This window comes from Terribium retamae (assembly GCF_022347545.1).
Taxonomy (GTDB): Bacteria; Pseudomonadota; Alphaproteobacteria; order Rhizobiales; family Rhizobiaceae; genus Mesorhizobium; species Mesorhizobium retamae.
This window is the reverse complement of record NZ_JAKREW010000001.1, coordinates 524,062-543,175: the sequence shown is the minus strand read 5'-3', so window position 1 is coordinate 543,175 and position 19,114 is coordinate 524,062. Positions and strand designations below refer to the sequence as shown.

Here is a 19,114-nt window from a genome sequence, read left to right as displayed (position 1 = left end):
AAAGCGGAACTTTCGGGGCTTCAAATGCGCTCCCAGGGATGTTGCACCTCCGGTCCTTCGTCTTCGTCGGGACGTGAAGGGCGGCCGCGATGACCTTTGCCGAAGGTGTAGCCGGTCTCTACCGCCTTTCGCCCGAATTTGTCGCGCAAGGCGTCGATCGCACCCTCGGCCAGTGCACGCTTGCGCGACTGCATGTCGACAAGGTCAGGCGGATCGGCCTTTCCATCATCTGAAAGATCGCTGACGCCGATACCCAAAAGCCGGTATTTGGTGCCGTCGGTTTCCTTGCGCAGGAGGTCGAGCCCGGTCGAGAAGATCCGATCGGCGAGGCGGGTTGGGTCGCCAAGCTGACGATTGCGTGTGCGGATCTTGAAATCCTGGCTCTTGAGCTTGAGCACCACCGTGCGCCCGGCAAGGTTGGCCTTCTTCAGGCGCGTCGAGACTTTTTCGGACAAGGCACGCAGCACCGGCACAAGGTCGTCCATCGTGGCAATGTCGGTGTCGAAGGTGGTCTCGGCGGAGACGCTCTTGGCATCGTGATCGGGCTCGACACGGCGATCGTCCTGCCCGCGTGACAAACGATAGAGCCGATCGCCCATGACACCGTAGCGTCCCATCAGATCGCTGCGTTCCATTTTCTGCAGTTGCGCGATCGTTCGGATGCCATCGCGTGCCAGAACTTCGGAAAACGCTTTGCCGACACCCCAGATCATGGTCACCGGCTGGTCTGCAAGGAACGACACGGCCTCCTCTTTGCCGATGATCGCGAAGCCACGAGGCTTGCGGAAATCGGATGCGATCTTGGCCAGGAATTTGCAGTAGGAAAGGCCTGCCGAAACGGTAATCCCGATTTCCTTTTCGACCGCCTGCGAGAAGCGCGCAAGCACCATGGCGGGCGGCAAGCCATGCAGCTTTTCGGTGCCTGCGAGATCGAGGAACGCTTCGTCGATCGAGATCGGTTCGACCTGCGGGGTAAGCGCGAACATCATGGCACGCACCTCGCGACCGACGCGGACATATTTTTCCATGTCCGGCTTGATGACGATCGCTTCGGGGCAGGCTTCCAGAGCCTTGAACATCGGCATTGCCGAGCGCACACCCTGGATGCGAGCGATGTAGCAGGCAGTCGACACCACACCGCGCTTACCCCCTCCGATGATCACCGGCTTATCGCGCAAGGCTGGATTGTCACGTTTTTCGACCGCGGCGTAGAAGGCGTCGCAGTCGATATGGGCGATATGCAGTTTGTGAAGTTCAGGGTGGCGGACGATGCGGGGGCTGCCGCAACGCTCGCAACGCATCGTCCTGCCGCGCTGAAGCGTCAGGCAGTCGCGACAAAAACCATGCTCGGGATCGTTGACAGGGGCCGCCATCGCTGCGAACATAAAGGGAACACATGTAACCTAGTCTACACGGCCGGGCCTCGCAAGGCGACCGGAGGGACAAGTCATGAACATCGAAATTCTTCCGTTGACGCCAGATCTATGGCCGCAATTCGAAGATCTCTTCGGCAAGCAAGGTGCCTGTTACGGCTGCTGGTGCACGCATTTCAGGCTCGCGCCGGCAGCGCGACGAGCGAGCAACCGCCAAAGCAACAGAGATCACATCAAGGCGCGAATCGAAGCGGGGCCGCCGCCTGGTCTGCTCGCCATAGAGGACAGTACGGCGCATGGCTGGATGCAGATCGGTCCGCGCGCTGACGTGCCCGAATGGAACAACAAGGGCAGAGGATCAGCGCCGATCGATCTCAAGGATGCTGATAATCCCGCAGTCTGGGCCATTTCCTGCTTCTTCATCCGTGCGAAAGCACGCGGGCAGGGGCTGACGCATCGGCTGGTTGCTGGTGGCATCGATTTCGCCCGCACCAGTGGCGCAAGGCAAATCGAGGCCTGTCCGATCGATCTTTCAAGGGATTCTCGCTCGGTTGGCCTTTTCGTCGGTTCATCTCGGGTCTTCGAAAAGGCTGGCTTCGAGCGATTGGCCGAACGCAAAGCAGGGCGCCCCTTGATGCGACTCGTTCTCTAGCGCCGAGTTTGGGGCGTTGGGTGCGAAAGCCGCGAAACGGCTGCCTCAGCATATCATTTCGAAATGAAACCGGTCGTCATGTCGCCTTGTGGTTGTGGCGGTAATTTCATACGAAGGAGCCCAAATGGATGGGCTTTTCCATTGCTCGATAAAAGTGGAGATGTAAGTGCGCCGTGTTTTGACGACTGTTTCTGCTCTGGCGATCTGCGCTCCGGCCTATGGCCAGAGCATCGATAGCCAGGGTGCTGCCCAGGTCCAGAAGGACATCGCTCGCTATCTCGGCAGCCAGGCTTTCGACAAGGGGGTGATCAAGGTTGAGCCGAAGGGCGATGCCTATCAACTGACAATCGACTTCAAGGCGCTGGTCAACACACTGCCCAAGCAAGATTTCGTCAAGTTCGACGTGCCCGCCTATGTGCTCGCCGTGAAGCCGCGCGCCGATGGCGCCTGGGACGTGTCGAGTGCATTGCCCTCGAAGGGGACCTTCGAGGTCAAGACTCCGGATGGTCAGCAGAACACCGAGATCGAGATCAAGGACGGCAAATTCTCGGGCGTCTATGACACCGCTTTAGCGACGTTCACCAGCATGACGTCCTCCATGGCCGGCATGACCATGTCGTCGAAGGATCCGAAGTCGAGCGTGCAAGCCAGCGCCGGCGCTTCGACAATGACGGGCTCGGGCGGGAAGGCTGCCGACGGCGGTGTCGATTTCACTATGAACCAGACTGTTGCCGATTTCAGCGAGACGGTGACGATCGACGATCCCGAAAGCGGCATGAAGGTGCCGCTGACCTTCCGTGCGCCGAGCTTCGTAGTGGACGCGACAGCGAAGGGGCTGCGCAGTCGGGCGATCCTCGACCTCGTCGCCTTTGGCGTCGCCAATCAGGACGAAGCCAAGGTCAAGGCCAACCAGGCTGAACTGAAAACGTTGCTCCTGGCCGCATTGCCGGTCTGGCAGCGTTTCGACGGCTCGTACAATTTCAAGGATTTCAAGCTTGGTACGCCGCTCGGCGAATTCGGCATGACTGAACTGGTCGCTAAATTCGGCGCCGATGGTGTCAGCCAGAACGGTAAATTGAACTATGGCTTCAAAGCCAGCGGCCTGACCGTCCCGGCAAGCGCTGGGCAGATGCTGCCGACTTGGAGCATTTCACTGTTGCCGACCGATGTTGAACTGAATTTCGGCGGTTCGAATCTCGACCTCGACACGATGGCCAGGAAGACCATCGACACGTTGGACCTGACTAAGGAGCCTCCGCTGCCAGCCGATTTCGGTGACAAGATCGGTGCCGAGTTCCTGGCCAAGTCGCCGAAGATTCTGATCGAGCCCAGCATCGTCAAGAACAAGGATGCCGAGATCGCCTTTAAAGGTGAGGTTCGTTTCCCGTTCGACAAGCCAGATCCAACCAAGAAGCCGGATATGGATCTGACCGTTACGGTCTTGGGCTACGATAAGATCGTCGAGACGCTGCAGGAGGCGGCCAAGACGACGCCGGATGCGAGCAATGCTGTTACCGCTGCGCTGGCAATGAAAGGATTTGCCAAGACGTTGCCGGACGGCCGTATTGAATGGGTGTTGAACGGTAAGTCGGATGGCAGCGTGGCCGTCAATGGCGTTACCGTCAAGGGACCCGATCCGATTGTCGATCCGGCCGAGGATGGCGCGGCTGGCGACGCAATCCAGGAAGAAGGCACTGACCCTGCTCAAGATGCCACTGAACCGGCACAAGAAGAACAGGCTCCGCAGCAGCCTACGCAACAATAACCCACCGGTTGCCTGCTTGCGCATAGAAAAGCCCCGCTCGGTTCGCAAGCGGGGCTTTTTCCTGCAGTGGCCTTTATGCGGCTTTCCTAAGGCGTTCCTGTCTTGATGGAAAGCGCTCCAACTCTTTGTTTCTAGAAACCCAGCGCTTGTGCAATTTTCGGCGCCGCTTCGTGCCAATCCTGGACCACGATGAGGTCCTCCGGCAATGGCGGCAGAAACGCGCGCAGCGAGTTGTCGGCCATGAGATGGAACAGATGCGCATCAGCAACTGAACCGCGCGCCGAGATCAGGTTGTTGGGTTGGTCGTCAACAAAGGCAACAGGTCGTCCCGTGCTGCCACGCAGCTTCGCCACTGCCGGTCCTTTGGCCATTTCGGTGGTAAGCAGTGGGTAGGTGAGCCCGAGCTGATCGAGGTGGGCGCGGCGTGTTGAGCGGTGCTTGTGGGGCATCGCCGTCAAAAGCACGATTTCGGCCTTGTCTTCGAGAGAACGCAGCGTATCCGCTGCACCTTCGGCCAAGTATTGCCACTCGGCCTGTCCGGCGAAGAAATCATCGAGCAGGGTGTGCACCTCATGCTGTTCGGCCACGCGCCCGGTAGCCTTTTCCGCGACATTGCCAGTGAGGCGGAAGGAAGCGAAGGTCAGGTCATAGCCACGAACTTCCAGGAAGCGCGGAAAAGGTCGGATAAACTCCAGGATCACGTCATCGACGTCGAGCACGAGAAGAGGACGATCGTCACTTGCGAGCTCAGCGATCTGTCGGGCTGTTTCGGGATCATCGCTCATGTCGATCGCTCGTAATCCTGGTTGCCATTTGGCAGGGCGCGCAGTGCCTTGCCAATCGATGCGGGAGGGGTACCGGTTTGCTCGCAGAAGCGCATCAGCGTTGGTTCATGCGCCAGAATGAATTGCAATACGCCGGCCAGAAAGCCGGGCTCGGCAGCTGCACGGCGGATGGAGCTCGCCTCGATACCGGTGATCGCCAGGAAACGGGGCAACAGCTCGGCGTCGTTTGCCACAAAAGCCAAAGCCTCGACGGCGAGGGCCTCCGCCTGCTCACGCATTGACGCTGCGTCTGCCATCGCTACCTTGATCCCAACAATGGTGATGAGTCTGCGTCTGGAAGTAGTCACAAGCTCCGCCAAGGGCAAGGCTTGTGTTGCGTTACCGTTGTTTTGTCGCGAGCAAACCGTGCGGAGTTCAGCCGGCCGGTTTGCGTTTCGTCAATCATCTCGCGCTAAAGTAAACCTGGTTTGGGCGCTCTCTGTTGGAGCGCATTGGCGACGGTTTCCAAGCGGGAGTGCCGTCGGAGCGGGAAGTTCATGCCGAAAAAGGTAATGATCGTCGAGGATAACGAGCTCAACATGAAGCTCTTTCGCGACCTTATCGAGGCTAGCGGCTATGAAACCGTGCGCACCCGCAATGGTCTCGAAGCACTTGATCTGGCACGTAAGCATCGACCGGATCTGATCCTCATGGATATCCAGTTGCCCGAAGTTTCCGGGCTGGAGGTGACGAAATGGCTCAAGGAAGACGACGAACTGCACGTCATTCCGGTCATTGCCGTCACTGCTTTCGCCATGAAAGGCGATGAAGAGCGAATCCGGCAAGGTGGCTGTGAGGCATATATCTCCAAGCCGATCTCGGTGCCGCGCTTCATAGAGACGGTAAAGTCTTATCTGGGTGACGCCTGATGATTGCCCGATTGTGGTCCGGAGTTGCATGAGATGACAGCCCGCATTCTTGTCGTCGACGACGTCCCGGCTAATGTGAAGTTGCTCGAGGTTCGGTTGCTGGCCGAATATTTCGATGTGCTGACAGCCTCGAACGGTCCGGATGCGATTGAAACCTGCGAGAACGGCAAGGTCGACGTCGTGCTGCTCGACGTGATGATGCCGGATATGGACGGTTTCGAGGTGTGCCGGCGGCTGAAAAGCGATCCAGCCACCTCGCACATTCCCGTCGTGATGGTTACTGCACTGGACCAGGTGAGCGATCGTGTGCGCGGCCTGGAGGCTGGCGCCGATGATTTCCTGACCAAGCCTGCCAATGACCTGCAATTGATGACGCGGGTGAAGAGCCTCGTGCGGTTGAAGATGCTGACCGACGAACTGCGCCTGCGTGCATCCACGACACGCAATATCGGCATTGAGGAGTTGCTGAGCCGCAGCCTCGCCGATTTGAGCGCTTTGCCCCGGGTTCTTTTGATTGACGAACGCCAGAGTTCGGCGGAACGTATCCAGAAAGTGCTGCGTGACAAAGCGGTGCTGGATGCTGTGAAGGATCCGCATGCCGGGTTCTTCCAGGCCGCGGAAGCGCCTTATGAATGCATCCTGATTTCGACCGACTTTACCGATTTCGATCCGCTTCGGCTCTGTTCGCAATTGCGTTCGCTGGATCGCACGCGGTTCGTCCCGATCATGTTGCTCGCCGACCCGGGAGAAGAAGAGCGCGTCATCCGCGGGCTGGAACTTGGCATCAACGACTATCTGACCCGACCGATCGACCCACACGAATTGTTGGCGCGCTTGCGTACGCAGGTCCGGCGCAAGCGCTACAACGATCAATTGCGCGCGTCGGTGACACAGACCATCGAGATGGCTGTGATCGATGGCCTGACTGGCCTGCACAACCGTCGTTATCTGGACAGTCACCTCCAGACGCTGTTCGACAGGGCAGTGGCGCGCCGTCGTCCTCTATCGATGATGATCAGCGACCTGGATAGGTTCAAGTCGATCAACGATACCTACGGGCACGATGGCGGTGATGACGTGCTGCGCGAATTTGCCCATCGGCTGCGCAAGAATGTGCGTGGCATCGATCTCGCCTGCCGCTTCGGTGGAGAGGAGTTCGTGGTCGTGATGCCGGATACCGAAGGTGCCGTGGCGGAAAAGGTCGCCGAGCGCATCCGTGCTGAAATCGCGCGCGCACCGTTCACGATCGGGCGGGACGGGAAGACCGTGGATGTCACCATCAGTGTCGGCGTTTCGTCCCTGCTCAAGGGACCGGATACTGTGGAAGATCTGATCAAGAGGGCCGATATCGCCCTGTATGAAGCCAAGAACAGCGGTCGCAACCGCGTGGTAGCGAAAGCTGCTTAGGCGGAAGGAAGCCGATTACTTCGATCGGTAACGCTAGCTGTTTACCTTAACCGGCGCGAATCGCTGGTCGTGGTTAAGAAAGTATTGCTTTTCATCGGCGCTTGCGCAAATGTGCACGCGCAAAACGGGGAACGGGTCGGCGGGGGCAAGGCCGGCAGTTCAGTTATACCCCATGATGCTCAGGTCCGCCGCATCTCCTGGGTCCGTGGGGTCGGCCGGCCGGCGCTGGCATATAGTGGCCTCCTCGTACCGCTGCCATCACGCCGACCGGCCCCCTTCCTGCTCCATGACATCAACTGAACACCTATACCAACGGTCATTCAGAATGACCGTTGGCGCGCGACCCGGCGCTGCGCCCGTAGGCGCGGAGCCAAGTGGCCCGGATGGGCCGCGGCGGCGATTGAGGCGTCCTGGATGTGTAAGCGCACACACGCAAAACAAAAAACGCCGCCCTGGGGCGGCGTCAACGATGCAACTGGAAAACCAGAATTACTTGATCTTGGTTTCCTTGAACTCGACGTGCTTCTTGGCAATCGGGTCGTACTTGCGGAATGACAGCTTGTCGGTCTTGGTGCGGCTGTTCTTGCTCGTCACATAGAAGAAGCCGGTATCGGCGGTCGACAGAAGCTTGATCTTGATGTTCGCGGCTTTGGCCATGATGTTCGTCCGTTGATTTTCTTGGAGTTCGAGCCGCTGGAGCACGGGGTAAACACCCGGACGCGGAAAACTTGGCCGGACACATAAAGAAAGCGCCCGGAAAGTCAAGTCCGGGCCGGGTTGTGACCGGACATTGCCGGGCCGCCGCCGCTCCTTAACTCGTGTGGGCGACCAGCCGGTTCAACGTCTCGGGGAAGAAATCCCGTGCCGACCAGCGTTTGCCGAACATCATGTCGTACTGCAGATAGCGATAGTCCCGGATCAGCGGCTCGATCTGCTTCTGCCTCGCCCAATCGACGGCTGCCTCATTGTTGACGCCCAGCAACACGCTGCGGTCTACCGCGCTGTATTTCTTGCTCACTTCTCCGAGGAAGCCCGTGTAGTAGGGGTGCGTGATCCCCGCAGCTTTCAGCATGTGATAGGGCAGGAACGCTGGGCTGACCGAACCGATATCCTTGGTAAGGCCCGTGCGGTTCGACCATACGACGAGCGGAGTCTCGCGGTGCAGCTTCATCTGGTCGGGGGCTTCCCTGCGCGGCGCGACATTGTCCTTGAGGAAGCCGGTTTCAACATAGACCGGACCGAGTGGTGGCAGATGGTCTCCGAAAAAGACGACGACGGTGGGACGTTTCCGTTTCTCGGCCCAATCGATGAGACGCTTCAAGTTGCGATCAGCGTCGGCGGCCCCTTCTGCGTAAGACAGAAGCGAATCCCTGGCCCACTGGCTGATCGGCGCTTCCACCGTATGGGAGGGGTCGAAATAGCGGTTGGGTTCGTATGGGCCGTGGTTCTGAAGGCTGACAGCGAAGAAGAAGAATGGCTCTTCGGACACCTCTGCCGCTGAAATAAGCTGATCGGTCATCGCCTTGTCGGAGGCGAGCGGCCCACGCTTTTCCATATAGGGCATCGTCTCTTCCGACTGGAAGTCATCGAAGCCGAAATCCGTATAGACGGCTGTGCGGTTCCAGAACCAGTTCGTGCCAGGATGGAAAGCTCTCGCCGAATAGCCTTCGCTTTTCAGAAAGGTGGCCAGCGAAGGCACCGGGGCGCGTACATATTGCTGATAAGGAATCGACCCCGACGGCAGGAAAGCGTTGGAAAAACCGGTCAGCGCCTCGAATTCGACATTGGCGGTCATGCCCCCGAATTCCGGCGAGAGCATGGAGCCCGAGCGGATCTTGCGCACGGTTGCGATCGGGTCCGGCTTGATCGAGACACCAGGGAGGATCGTCGGATCCCAGAAGGATTCGCTCATCACCATGATGATGTCCGGCTTTTCCTCCGGTATCGTTGCCCCAACCACGGGCCTGGCGACGGCGGCGATCGCCTTGTCCGAATATCCCGCCGGTGCAGCGACATGCGCCATCGGCACATTCAGCGCGAAGGCCAGCGCGAAGCCGTTGGAGTTGTAGTTCTCCTTCTGGTCCCACATCATCGGAATGATCTGCAGCCGGTCGCGCGTCCACGAAAACGTCGCATAGTCCATAATGGAGACGAAGAAGGCGAGGAGTGGGATCGCAACGGTCAATCGCGCCAGCCGTGCCTTGTAGCGCAAGGCGGGCGTCCGGCGACGCCATGTGCGCCACAGTGTGACCAACGCGGCCAGCGTGCCGATGATGCCAACCGCCAGAGCTACGCCCGTCCAAGGTCGCTCACGGACCAGCAGCGGCATGAGTTCGACGATCTGTCGCGCATAGAGGAAGTCGGTCGGGTAGAGCGGGTCGCCGAGATAGCGTGATTTTTGATGGCCGATGAAGGCGAGCGCCAGGGTCAAGGGCGCGAAGATCATGAGGCTCTGATGGTTGCGTCCGAGCAAGGCATCGAGGCCGATCAGGATGAGGGTGAACAGGATGATCGTTGTCCAGCCAGGCTTGAACGGCTGGAGAAAAAATCCGAAGGTGGCTGCAAGGTCGCCGCGGAAGATCAACTCAATGGCAAACACCAGCACGGCCGAAACCGCCAGCGTTACCAGGCAATAGCGCAGGGTACGCTTTTCTTCGCCAGGCTCGAACCCGGCAACGACACCATCATACCTGTGCTTCGGCGCGCTCATGCGGCTCCTCGACCATCCTTTCGTCAACTCACAAGTCCCCCGACCGCAAAAAAGGCGTCACGCAACTGTCACTCAAATGTCACAAAAAGCTAGCGCCTGTGGCGAAATTTAGAAGAGCCAGCAAACGAATCGTGTTCGATTTTCATCATGATTGATCGCCCCGAGACGTGTCGACGCGGGGTTTGGATCGACGCCCGAAGCCTCGGCCGGGCTTGACTTGTCGCCTCGGCTTGCGCACACGGCAGGCGAGATCAAGGAATTGGAGCTCTCTATGGCGGTCGCGTTCACCTTTCCAGGGCAGGGCAGCCAGTCGGTCGGAATGGGTAAAGATCTGGCCGATGCGTTTCCGGAAGCCCGGCGTATATTCGATGAAGTCGACGAGGCGCTTGGCGAAAAACTGTCCACCTTGATTTGGGAAGGGCCGGAAGAGACGCTGACATTGACTGCCAATGCACAGCCTGCGCTGATGGCTGTATCGCTGGCTACGATCCGGGCGCTCGAAGCCCGCGGTTTCTCGCTGAAGGATAGAGTTGCCTATGTTGCGGGCCACTCCCTGGGCGAATATTCGGCCCTGGCGGCTGCCGGTTTCGTGTCCGTTGCCGACGCTGCCCGTCTGTTGCGTATCCGCGGCAATGCCATGCAGTCGGCCGTACCGGTCGGCGAGGGTGCCATGGCGGCAATCATCGGACTCGATCAGGCGGACGTCGAAATCGCCTGTGCGGAAGCTGCCAAAGGTTCGGTTTGCCAGATCGCCAACGACAATGGTGGTGGTCAGCTGGTTATCTCCGGCGCCAAGGCCGCTGTTGAACTCGCTGCGAAACTTTGCACGGAAAAGGGCGCCAAGCGGGCATTGATGCTGCAGGTTTCGGCGCCGTTCCATTCGGCGCTGATGGCCCCGGCTGCGGAGGCCATGCGCGAGGCTCTGGCAGGTGTCGCTAAAAACGCACCTAGCGTTCCCGTGGTTTCCAACGTTTCGGTTTCACCGACCACTGATCCAGAAATCATTGCTGCTCGGTTGGTCGAGCAGGTGACGGGCCGTGTGCGCTGGCGTGAGACGGTGGAATGGTTTGGCGCCAACAGCGTGACCACCCTTTATGAAATCGGTGCAGGCAAAGTGCTTTCCGGCCTGGCGCGGCGTATCAACCGCGACATCGCGATTGCGTCAGTGGGCAATCCCGCTGAAATCGATGCCGCCACAGTGGCACTGGCGTGATGAAACTGACGATTCTTCTCCCTGTGTGAGGGTGTGCTTGAAAGGGACGAAACATGTTTGATCTGACTGGTCGCAAGGCACTCGTCACCGGCGCCTCGGGCGGCATTGGCGAGGCGATCGCCCGCGTGTTGCATGCGCAAGGTGCAATCGTCGGTTTGCATGGCACGCGTGTGGAGAAGCTCGAGACGCTGGCTGCCGAACTTGGTGATCGCGTCAAGCTTTTTCCGGCGAATCTGTCCGATCGTGACGAGGTCAAGGCGCTAGGTCAGAAGGCCGAAGCCGAGCTCGAAGGTGTCGATATTCTGGTCAACAACGCCGGGATTACCAAGGACGGCCTCTTCGTGCGCATGTCGGATGCCGACTGGGACAGCGTGATCGAGGTCAATCTGACCGCCGTCTTCCGGCTGACCCGGGAGCTCACGCATCCGATGATGCGCCGCCGCTATGGCCGCATCATCAACATCACGTCCGTCGTGGGTGTGACCGGCAATCCTGGGCAGGCCAACTATTGCGCTTCGAAGGCCGGGATGATCGGATTCTCGAAGTCGTTGGCGCAGGAGATCGCCACCCGCAACGTCACTGTCAACTGCGTGGCTCCCGGCTTCATCGAATCGGCTATGACCGACAAGCTGAACGAGAAGCAGAAGGAGACGATTATGGCTGCGATTCCCGCCAAGCGCATGGGAACGAGTGCCGAAGTCGCCTCCGCAGTTGTTTATCTTGCCTCGGGGGAAGCCTCCTATGTGACGGGGCAGACCATTCACGTCAACGGCGGTATGGCAATGATCTAACTAGGGCTGCGAGCCCTCGCAGCTTTGGAAAAACAACGCCTACGCCTTGGATGCCAAGCCGTTTTCGTGTAATGCGGCCCGCAACCCGGCGGTTCGGGCAAAAGCCGGCGAGATATTGTTGTGTTTTAGCCCGGCCTATCTTTCAGCTTGATTAGCGGCATTGTGCCCGCTAACGAAGACAGATCACAGAACGAAGGATGCCAACATGAGTGACACCGCAGAGCGCGTCAAAAAGATCGTTATCGAGCATCTGGGCGTCGATGCCGACAAGGTGACGGAGCAGGCCTCCTTTATCGACGATCTCGGCGCGGACAGCCTCGACACGGTTGAGCTTGTCATGGCGTTCGAGGAAGAGTTCGGCGTAGAAATCCCGGACGACGCGGCTGAGACAATCCTCACGGTCGGTGACGCCGTGAAGTATATCGACAAGGCCTCGGCCTGATCTTTCCGGTAAAGGTTTTCGGGAAGGGCTTGGAATGAGGCGCGTCGTCGTTACGGGCCTCGGCCTGCTTTCGCCTTTTGGCGTCGGGGTCGAGCACGGTTGGCGGGAACTTCTGAGCGGCCGCAGCGCCGCTCGGCGCGTCACCGAGTTCGAAGTCGAAGACCTTGCTTGCAAGATCGCGCACGTCATTCCGCGCGGCAATGGCGAGAACGCTACGTTTAATCCGGAAGCCGTTCTCGAGCCCAAGGAATTGCGAAAGATCGGCGACTTCATCCTGTACGGGATTGCGGCCGCCGATGAAGCGTTGAAGGATTCCGGCTGGCAGCCGAAAACTCACGAGGAGCAATGTGCGACCGGCGTGATGATCGGTTCTGGCATCGGCGGTATTGAAGGTATCGCTGAAAATGCCCTTATCCTTCAGGAGAAGGGGCCTCGCCGCATCAGCCCATTCTTCATCCCCGGACAGATCATCAATCTCGTCTCGGGACAGGTTTCGATAAGGCACGGCCTCAAGGGCCCAAATCATGCTGTCGTGACAGCGTGTTCGACTGGCGCGCACGCCATCGGCGACGCTGCCAGGTTGATTCAGTTCGGCGACGCCGATGTGATGGTCGCCGGAGGCGCGGAAGCCCCTGTCACGCGTCTCTCACTGGCTGGTTTTGCCGCCTGTCGCGCTCTTTCCACCGAGCGCAACGACACACCCGAAAAAGCGTCCCGCCCCTATGATCGCGACCGCGACGGCTTCGTGATGGGCGAGGGGGCCGGCGTGGTCGTTCTGGAAGAACTGGAACATGCCAAGGCACGCGGCGCCAAGATCTATGCCGAAGTCACCGGCTATGGCCTGACCGGAGATGCATACCACATCACCGCGCCGGCCGAGGATGGCGACGGTGCTTTCCGTTGCATGACCGCGGCCTTGAAGCGTGCGAAGCTGACGGCTGCCGACATCGACTACATCAATGCGCATGGTACCTCGACGATGGCGGACACGATCGAGCTCGGTGCCGTGGAGCGTCTGGTCGGTAACGCCGCTTCCAAGGTGTCGATGTCGTCAACGAAATCGTCGATCGGTCATTTGCTCGGTGCTGCTGGCGCCGCCGAAGCCATCTTCTCGATCCTGGCCATACGCGACAATATCGCACCAGCCACGATCAACCTGGACAATCCCGAGCGCGAAACGGCAATCGATCTCGTTCCGAACACGCCGCGCCAGCGGCAGATCGATGTCGCGCTGTCCAATTCCTTCGGGTTCGGTGGTACCAACGCATCGCTGGTCTTCCAGCGCTATAATGGCTAATTGACCGGCTCGGTCGGTCTACCACAGCCTCAGGACGGGTGATCCGTCATTTTTGCCATATTCCCTGCTACGTTCGGGGGATTCGTGGATAGGATATACGGTAGGGCGCCATGAACACGACCCCGACGAACAACGAGGACGTCAGCCAGGCCGCCGCGACTTCCACGCCGATCATCCCGAAGACGGCAAGCGAGGCTCTCCGTCCTGAAGCGGGTACTCCGCCTCCGGCTAAGCGTTCACGTGCTTCGCGCAGCCAGATCGTTGTCTTCATGAACTTCCTCATCTCCTGCATCATGCTGGTGGTTCTGGCTGCCGGCGTAGCTGTTTATTTCGGGCGGCAGGAATTCTTTGGGCCCGGACCGGCGGCCAATGGCGACACTTTCCTGGTCCGTCCGAACAGCGGTGTGCAGGACATTGCCGAGCAGCTCGAGCGTCGTGGTTTTATCAGCGACGCACGCATTTTCCGGCTCGGTGTGCGTGCCTATGGCAACGACCAGGGGCTCAAGGCCGGCGAGTATGAGATCAAGCCGCACGCTTCGATGCGCGAGATCATGGATTTATTGAAGAGCGGCAAGTCGGTGATGTATTCACTCACCATCCCGGAAGGCTTGACGGTTGAGCAGGCTTTCCAACGCATCGCCACAGCTGAAACATTGACCGGTGATATGCCTGCGAGCCTTCCACCGGAGGGGACGCTCGCCACCGATACGCTGCGTTTCACGCGCGGCGCCACGCGTAAGCAGATGATCGACAAGCTTTCGGCCGACCAGAAGGAGCTTGTCGACGAGATCTGGAAGCGCCGTTCACCGGACCTTCCGCTGGCCAATGTCGATGAATTCGTCACTCTTGCCTCGATCGTCGAAAAGGAGACTGGTCGCAGTGACGAGCGCTCGCGTGTTGCCGCAGTATTCCTGAACCGGCTCAGCAAAGGCATGCGCCTGCAATCGGATCCGACGATCATCTACGGCTTGTTCGGCGGCAAGGGAAAACCTGGTGATCGCCCAATATATCAGTCTGATATCGACAAGAAGACGCCCTACAACACCTATCAGATCAGTGGCCTGCCGCCGACGCCAATCGCCAACCCCGGCCGCGCCTCGCTCGAAGCCGTGGCAAATCCTTCGAAGACGAAGGATTTGTATTTCGTCGCTGACGGCAATGGTGGGCATGTCTTTGCGGCCACGCTGGATGAGCACAACCAAAACGTCGCCCGCTATCGCTCCTTGATGAAGAAGCAAGCCGAGGAAGCCGCCAAGGCTGGAAACGCGACGCAGCCTTCAAACGGTGATGCGGCCGCAACAGGTACGAATACGGTCCAGTAGGGCGTTTCGGGGGCGGGGACATGAATTTGCAGAGTATGACCGGCTTCGCGCGCGCAGCCGCGGATCATCAAGGCACCGCCATCGCCTGGGAAGTGAAGTCGGTCAATGGCAAGAGCGTCGAGGTCAGGCTGCGTCTCCCGCAGGGGTTCGACAGGCTTGAGCAGGCGACGCGCCAGGCGATCCAGAAGCAATTTTCCCGCGGCAATTTTCAAGCCACGCTAACCGTGGGACGTTCTTCCAGCCAGGCAGTTCAGCCGGTGGTGAATGAGGCATTCCTGAAAGACATCGCTGGCTTGGCCAAGCGATTGCAGGACCAGTTCGGTATTGCGCCTGCGACGGCAGACGGTCTGCTTGCATTGCGCGGTGTGCTGGACGTGCCAGAAACAGCTGAGACGGAAGAGATGCGTGTCGCCCTGGACTCGGCGATCGAGCAATCGCTGGAAGAGGCGCTTGCTGGTCTTGTCAAAGCGCGCAAAGCTGAAGGAGAGGCTTTGCGCGCGCTTCTCTTCAGCCATCTCGACACCATCGAGACGCTCACTCTGAAAGCCGAAGCGGATCCTTCGCGCCAACCGGCCGCGATCCGCGAGCGGATAGCCGAACAAGTTCGCCTATTGATGGACGCTAGCGCCGGGCTGGACGAGGCGAGGCTCCACATGGAGGCGGCTTTCCTTGCCACCAAGGCCGACATTCGCGAGGAGATCGACCGTTTGAAGACGCATGTGGCGTCGGGCAGGTCGCTCCTCGCCGCGGGTGGCCCGATTGGCCGCAAACTCGATTTTCTCGCGCAGGAATTCAACCGCGAATCGAATACTTTGTGTTCGAAGTCGAATGCCGCCGCAGTCACCGCAATCGGGTTGGAACTGAAGGCCGTCGTCGACCAGTTTCGCGAACAAGTCCAGAATCTGGAGTAGAAGATGGTGGTCAAGGACACCGGTTCCCGCATCCGCCGCCGGGGGCTGATGCTCGTTTTGTCGTCGCCGTCCGGTGCCGGCAAATCGACCATCGCGCGCAATCTCATCGAGAGCGATCAGGGGTTCGAACTCTCCGTTTCGGTTACCACGCGACCGCGCCGCGGCAGTGAAATCGACGGCATTCACTATCATTTTCGCTCGCGCCGCGAATTCGAACTGCTCCGCGACAACGACGAATTGCTGGAATGGGCGGAAGTGCATGGAAATTTCTATGCGACCCCGCGCGAACCCGCCGAGCGCGCTATGTCCCAAGGGCGTGACATGCTGTTCGACATAGATTGGCAGGGTGCCAAGCAGCTCAAGGAAAAGATGCGCGGCGACATTGTCTCGATCTTCATCCTGCCGCCATCGATGAAGGAGTTGAAGGCGCGGCTGAAGCGACGGGCTGAGGATCAGGAACAGGTCATCGAAACGCGTTTGAAAAACGCACGCACCGAGATCGAGCATTGGACCGAGTATGATTTCGTCATCATCAATGACGACCTCGATCGGGCATTCACCGAAGTACGGGCCATCGTTGCCGCCGAGCGCCTGCGCCGCGATCGCCGGCCAGGACTGTTCGACTTCGTCTCTGGCCTTCTGGACGAAGCGGTCTGAGCGTTTCAGCCGCTAGCGGGCGCCAAGGTAGTTCTCGACTCAGCGAAGCCTTGCTATGCTTTTAATCGGCGCTGGCCCGCGCCTCCACCCTCCATCCGGGAAGCATTGTCCATGCGGGGCCCATTCTCGTCGAACCCACTGTTCGAGCACCACGCATAAGGAGGGATTGCGAAGTTCGCTCGCAATAGGAGGTTTTGATGAAGCTTTCGGCTCCCGCCTATCAGTTGAAGCGCCAGGCCAAGCGTCTCGCGCGGGAGAAGAATATCCCGCTACATGCCGCGCTCGACTACACCGCCGTCAAGGAAGGGTTTGCAAGTTGGAGTTTGCTGGCGGTCAGACATGAGGCGATATCTACAGCCGGCAGGGTGTTCAGGTTGCTGCAACCTGGTGATTTGTTGCTTGTTGGTGCGCGCCCAGGACACGGCAAGACATTGTTCAGCCTCGAACTGGCTATCGAGGCGATGAAAGCCGGTCATCGCGCGGTGTTCTTCTCGCTCGAATATACCCATAAGGACATTATCGATCGTTTTCGTGCGCTTGGTGTCGAACCCGCGGGATTCGACCACCTGTTTCAATTCGATGGGTCCGACGGGATCGATGCCAACCACATCATTGCCGAGTTGAGAGAGGCGCCTTACGGCAGTTTTGTTGCGATCGACTATCTGCAGTTGCTCGACCAGAAGCGTACCAGTCCGGAGTTGATTGTTCAGCTTGGTGCGTTGAAATCGTTCGCCAGGCAGAGGGGAGTGATCTTCGCCTTCATCTCTCAGATCGACCGTACATATGATCCGTCGAGCAAGCCGTTTCCCGATATTGCCGACATTCGCATGCCGAATCCCCTGGACCCGGGCGTCTTCGACAAAATCTGTTTCCTGAACAACGGCCAGATGCAGTTCCAGACCCTGAATTGAGGACGCTGGACCGACGCCGAACGGCGAAAGTGCGTAGCAGCTTGCCGTTCGGAGTTGCGTAAAACCAAAGGTTAAAGCGTTTCCGCGTTTTCCGATAAACTGGAAGCGCTCTCAAGTCCGTCCTGCACCAGTTCGGACAGCCGTACGAATTCTTCGACGCTCAGTGTCTCTGCGCGGCGGGTCGGATCGATCCCGCCTCGCTCCAGCAGTTTTTCACCGCCAAGGCTTTTAAGACTTTGCCGCAACATCTTGCGGCGTTGTCCGAAGGCTGCTTCCGTGACGCGGCCAAGCACCTTCACGTTCGTCGGCAAAGGGACCGTGCGGGGCACCAGATGTACGACGGATGATGTCACCTTGGGTGGAGGTGTAAACGCCTGCGGCGGTACATCGAATGCGATTTTTGCCTCAGTTCGCCAGCCAGCCAGGACACCAAGCCTGCCATAAGCGCTGGAACTGGATTTCGCGACGATTCGTTCGGCTACTTCGCGCTGGAACATAAGCGTCAGCGATTGATAAAACGGCGGCCAGCGATCGACGGTCAGCCAGCGAATAAGCAGCTCGGTGCCGATGTTATAAGGTAGATTCGCAACGATCTTAACCGGGCCATCGGTCGCCAAGGTCGTAAAATCGGTTTTGAGCGCATCGCCCGATATGACTTCCAGCCGACCGGGATAATGGTCAGATACTTCTGAAAGCGCGGGCAGACAACGCTCGTCGCGTTCGATGGCGATAACCTGTCGTGCGCCATGCATGAGTAGGGCTCGGGTCAGTCCACCTGGTCCGGGACCAACTTCAATGACGGTCGTCTGGCTCAGATCGCCGGCGGTTCGCGCCACTTTGCCTGTCAGATTCAGGTCGAGCAGGAAGTTCTGGCCGAGAGCCTTGTTGGCCTGCAAGCCATGGCGTTCGATCACGTCGCGAAGCGGCGGCAAGCCATCGGCGCTCATGCAGCCGCGCTCCTGCTGTTGGTGGCCAACTCTGCGGCCAGCTTGAGCGCAGCAATCAGGCTGTCTGGCCGCGCAATGCCCTTGCCGGCAATGTCGAAGGCGGTGCCATGATCTGGCGATGTGCGGATAAAGGGCAGACCAAGCGTGACATTGACGGCCTCGTCAAAGGCCAGCGTCTTTGCCGGGATCAGCGCTTGGTCATGATACATGCATAGGGCCACGTCATAGCTCGTGCGAGCACGCTTGTGGAATAACGTGTCGGCAGGCAGCGGTCCACGTGCGTCGATGCCTTCGGCCTGCAGCAGCCGGACAGCGGGAGCAACGATTTCCAGATCCTCCATCCCCATGGAGCCGTCTTCGCCGGCATGCGGGTTGAGGCCAGCAATGGCAAGGCGAGGCACTTCGATGCCGAAACGAGCCTCTAGATCCCGTGCTGTAATGCGGGCGGTTTCCACGATCAAGTCGGTGGTCAGCGCCTGCGGCGCCGCAGCAAGCGGAATGTGAATGGTGACAGGAACGGTGCGCAACTCCGGCCCTGCTAACAACATCACTGGCATTGCCATTTCGCCGGTATGACGTGCAGCAAGATGCGCCAGATACTCGGTATGGCCAGGGAAGCCGAAACCGGCATCATAAAGCGGCTTTTTGGCGATGGGGCAGGTGACAATGCCCGCGGCACGTCCAGCAAAACTGTCCGCGACGGCGCGGTCGATGGCCTCGATCACGCCTTCGGCGTTAGCGGGGTCAGGACGCCCCGGCATATCTTTGAATTTGGCTGAAAGAGGCACAACGGGAAGGCCAACGCCGAAGGCTGTGCTGGCCTCCTTGGGTGTCGTCTCGACAATCGGGACGTTCGTGCCGACACGGTGGCCGCGCGCGGCAACCAGCGCCGGGTCGGCCAGCAGGTAAAACGCGGGAATGCCGAGCTCTTTGCGGCAGTTCCAGGCTGCGAGAGCGATCTCGGGCCCGACACCCGAAGGGTCGCCAACAGTCAGAGCCAATGGAAGACTGGTTCCGCGCACG

General features: G+C 59.3%; 19 protein-coding genes. 12 read left to right on the top strand and 7 right to left on the bottom strand.

From position 1 onward, the window contains the following. Window positions 1-20: 20 nt before the first annotated feature. Entirely contained in the window at window positions 21-1,385 is a 1,365-nt protein-coding gene (locus L4923_RS02525) for a DNA polymerase IV (RefSeq protein WP_239361829.1), read from the bottom strand. Window positions 1,386-1,449: 64 nt separating this feature from the next. On the opposite strand from L4923_RS02525, the gene L4923_RS02520 reads away from it, so the two are divergent. After that, window positions 1,450-2,025, top strand: a complete 576-nt coding sequence (locus tag L4923_RS02520; protein ID WP_239361827.1) for a GNAT family N-acetyltransferase — start codon at window positions 1,450-1,452, stop codon at window positions 2,023-2,025. A 166-nt stretch (window positions 2,026-2,191) separates the two neighbouring features. After that, on the top strand, window positions 2,192-3,790 hold the full coding sequence (locus L4923_RS02515) for a hypothetical protein (protein WP_239361826.1): 1,599 nt from the start codon (window positions 2,192-2,194) through the stop codon (window positions 3,788-3,790). A gap of 131 nt (window positions 3,791-3,921) precedes the next feature. Here L4923_RS02515 and L4923_RS02510 read toward each other — a convergent pair whose 3' ends face one another. Both L4923_RS02510 and L4923_RS02505 read right to left on the bottom strand, forming a co-directional pair. After that, window positions 3,922-4,575 carry a hypothetical protein gene (locus L4923_RS02510; RefSeq protein WP_239361825.1) on the bottom strand — a complete coding sequence of 218 codons (654 nt, stop codon included), beginning with the start codon at window positions 4,573-4,575 and terminating at the stop codon, window positions 3,922-3,924. Then, a complete protein-coding gene (locus tag L4923_RS02505; RefSeq protein WP_239362059.1) occupies window positions 4,572-4,871 on the bottom strand; it encodes a DUF3572 domain-containing protein in 300 nt (99 codons plus the stop codon). The genes L4923_RS02510 and L4923_RS02505 overlap by 4 nt, the downstream gene beginning before the upstream one ends. A 240-nt stretch (window positions 4,872-5,111) precedes the next feature. Between L4923_RS02505 and L4923_RS02500 the strand changes: the two genes are divergently transcribed. Together L4923_RS02500 and L4923_RS02495 are read left to right on the top strand one after the other, a co-directional pair. After that, entirely contained in the window at window positions 5,112-5,483 is a 372-nt protein-coding gene (locus L4923_RS02500; protein ID WP_024926172.1) for a response regulator, read from the top strand. 33 nt (window positions 5,484-5,516) lie between these two features. Next, window positions 5,517-6,890 (top strand): PleD family two-component system response regulator, encoded by a 1,374-nt coding sequence (locus L4923_RS02495; RefSeq protein ID WP_239361824.1) that lies wholly within the window; start codon window positions 5,517-5,519, stop codon window positions 6,888-6,890. A gap of 489 nt (window positions 6,891-7,379) precedes the next feature. On the opposite strand, the gene rpmG is transcribed toward L4923_RS02495, so the two are convergent. Together rpmG and L4923_RS02485 are read right to left on the bottom strand one after the other, a co-directional pair. After that, window positions 7,380-7,547, bottom strand: coding sequence for a 50S ribosomal protein L33 (rpmG, locus tag L4923_RS02490; protein WP_040995604.1), 168 nt, complete (start codon window positions 7,545-7,547; stop codon window positions 7,380-7,382). Between the two features lie 154 nt (window positions 7,548-7,701). After that, window positions 7,702-9,600, bottom strand: a complete 1,899-nt coding sequence (locus tag L4923_RS02485) for an LTA synthase family protein (RefSeq protein WP_239361823.1) — start codon at window positions 9,598-9,600, stop codon at window positions 7,702-7,704. Window positions 9,601-9,871: 271 nt separating this feature from the next. On the opposite strand from L4923_RS02485, the gene fabD reads away from it, so the two are divergent. The 8 genes from fabD to L4923_RS02445 all read left to right on the top strand — a co-directional run bounded on the left by fabD (window position 9,872) and on the right by L4923_RS02445 (window position 17,144). Continuing rightward, entirely contained in the window at window positions 9,872-10,813 is a 942-nt protein-coding gene (gene fabD / locus L4923_RS02480; RefSeq protein WP_239361822.1) for an ACP S-malonyltransferase, read from the top strand. 53 nt (window positions 10,814-10,866) lie between these two features. Further along, window positions 10,867-11,604 (top strand): 3-oxoacyl-[acyl-carrier-protein] reductase, encoded by a 738-nt coding sequence (gene fabG, locus L4923_RS02475; RefSeq protein ID WP_239361821.1) that lies wholly within the window; start codon window positions 10,867-10,869, stop codon window positions 11,602-11,604. 205 nt (window positions 11,605-11,809) lie between these two features. Next, window positions 11,810-12,046, top strand: a complete 237-nt coding sequence (locus L4923_RS02470) for an acyl carrier protein (protein WP_006203723.1) — start codon at window positions 11,810-11,812, stop codon at window positions 12,044-12,046. A gap of 34 nt (window positions 12,047-12,080) precedes the next feature. Then, a complete protein-coding gene (fabF, locus tag L4923_RS02465) occupies window positions 12,081-13,343 on the top strand; it encodes a beta-ketoacyl-ACP synthase II (RefSeq protein WP_239361820.1) in 1,263 nt (420 codons plus the stop codon). A 110-nt stretch (window positions 13,344-13,453) separates the two neighbouring features. Then, on the top strand, window positions 13,454-14,665 hold the full coding sequence (gene mltG, locus L4923_RS02460) for an endolytic transglycosylase MltG (RefSeq protein WP_239361819.1): 1,212 nt from the start codon (window positions 13,454-13,456) through the stop codon (window positions 14,663-14,665). 20 nt (window positions 14,666-14,685) lie between these two features. Further along, window positions 14,686-15,576 (top strand): YicC/YloC family endoribonuclease, encoded by an 891-nt coding sequence (locus tag L4923_RS02455; RefSeq protein WP_239361818.1) that lies wholly within the window; start codon window positions 14,686-14,688, stop codon window positions 15,574-15,576. Window positions 15,577-15,579: 3 nt separating this feature from the next. Continuing rightward, on the top strand, window positions 15,580-16,233 hold the full coding sequence (gene gmk / locus L4923_RS02450; protein WP_239361816.1) for a guanylate kinase: 654 nt from the start codon (window positions 15,580-15,582) through the stop codon (window positions 16,231-16,233). Window positions 16,234-16,430: 197 nt separating this feature from the next. Further along, a complete protein-coding gene (locus L4923_RS02445) occupies window positions 16,431-17,144 on the top strand; it encodes a DNA helicase (protein ID WP_239361814.1) in 714 nt (237 codons plus the stop codon). Window positions 17,145-17,215: 71 nt separating this feature from the next. Here the strand turns inward: L4923_RS02445 and rsmA are convergent, their stop codons facing one another. Together rsmA and pdxA are read right to left on the bottom strand one after the other, a co-directional pair. Next, complete coding sequence (gene rsmA, locus L4923_RS02440) at window positions 17,216-18,091, bottom strand: 16S rRNA (adenine(1518)-N(6)/adenine(1519)-N(6))-dimethyltransferase RsmA (protein ID WP_239361813.1); 876 nt, start codon at window positions 18,089-18,091, stop codon at window positions 17,216-17,218. After that, on the bottom strand, window positions 18,088-19,113 hold the full coding sequence (gene pdxA, locus L4923_RS02435; RefSeq protein ID WP_425530892.1) for a 4-hydroxythreonine-4-phosphate dehydrogenase PdxA: 1,026 nt from the start codon (window positions 19,111-19,113) through the stop codon (window positions 18,088-18,090). Before pdxA ends, rsmA begins: the two co-directional genes overlap by 4 nt. Window position 19,114: the final 1 nt, after the last annotated feature.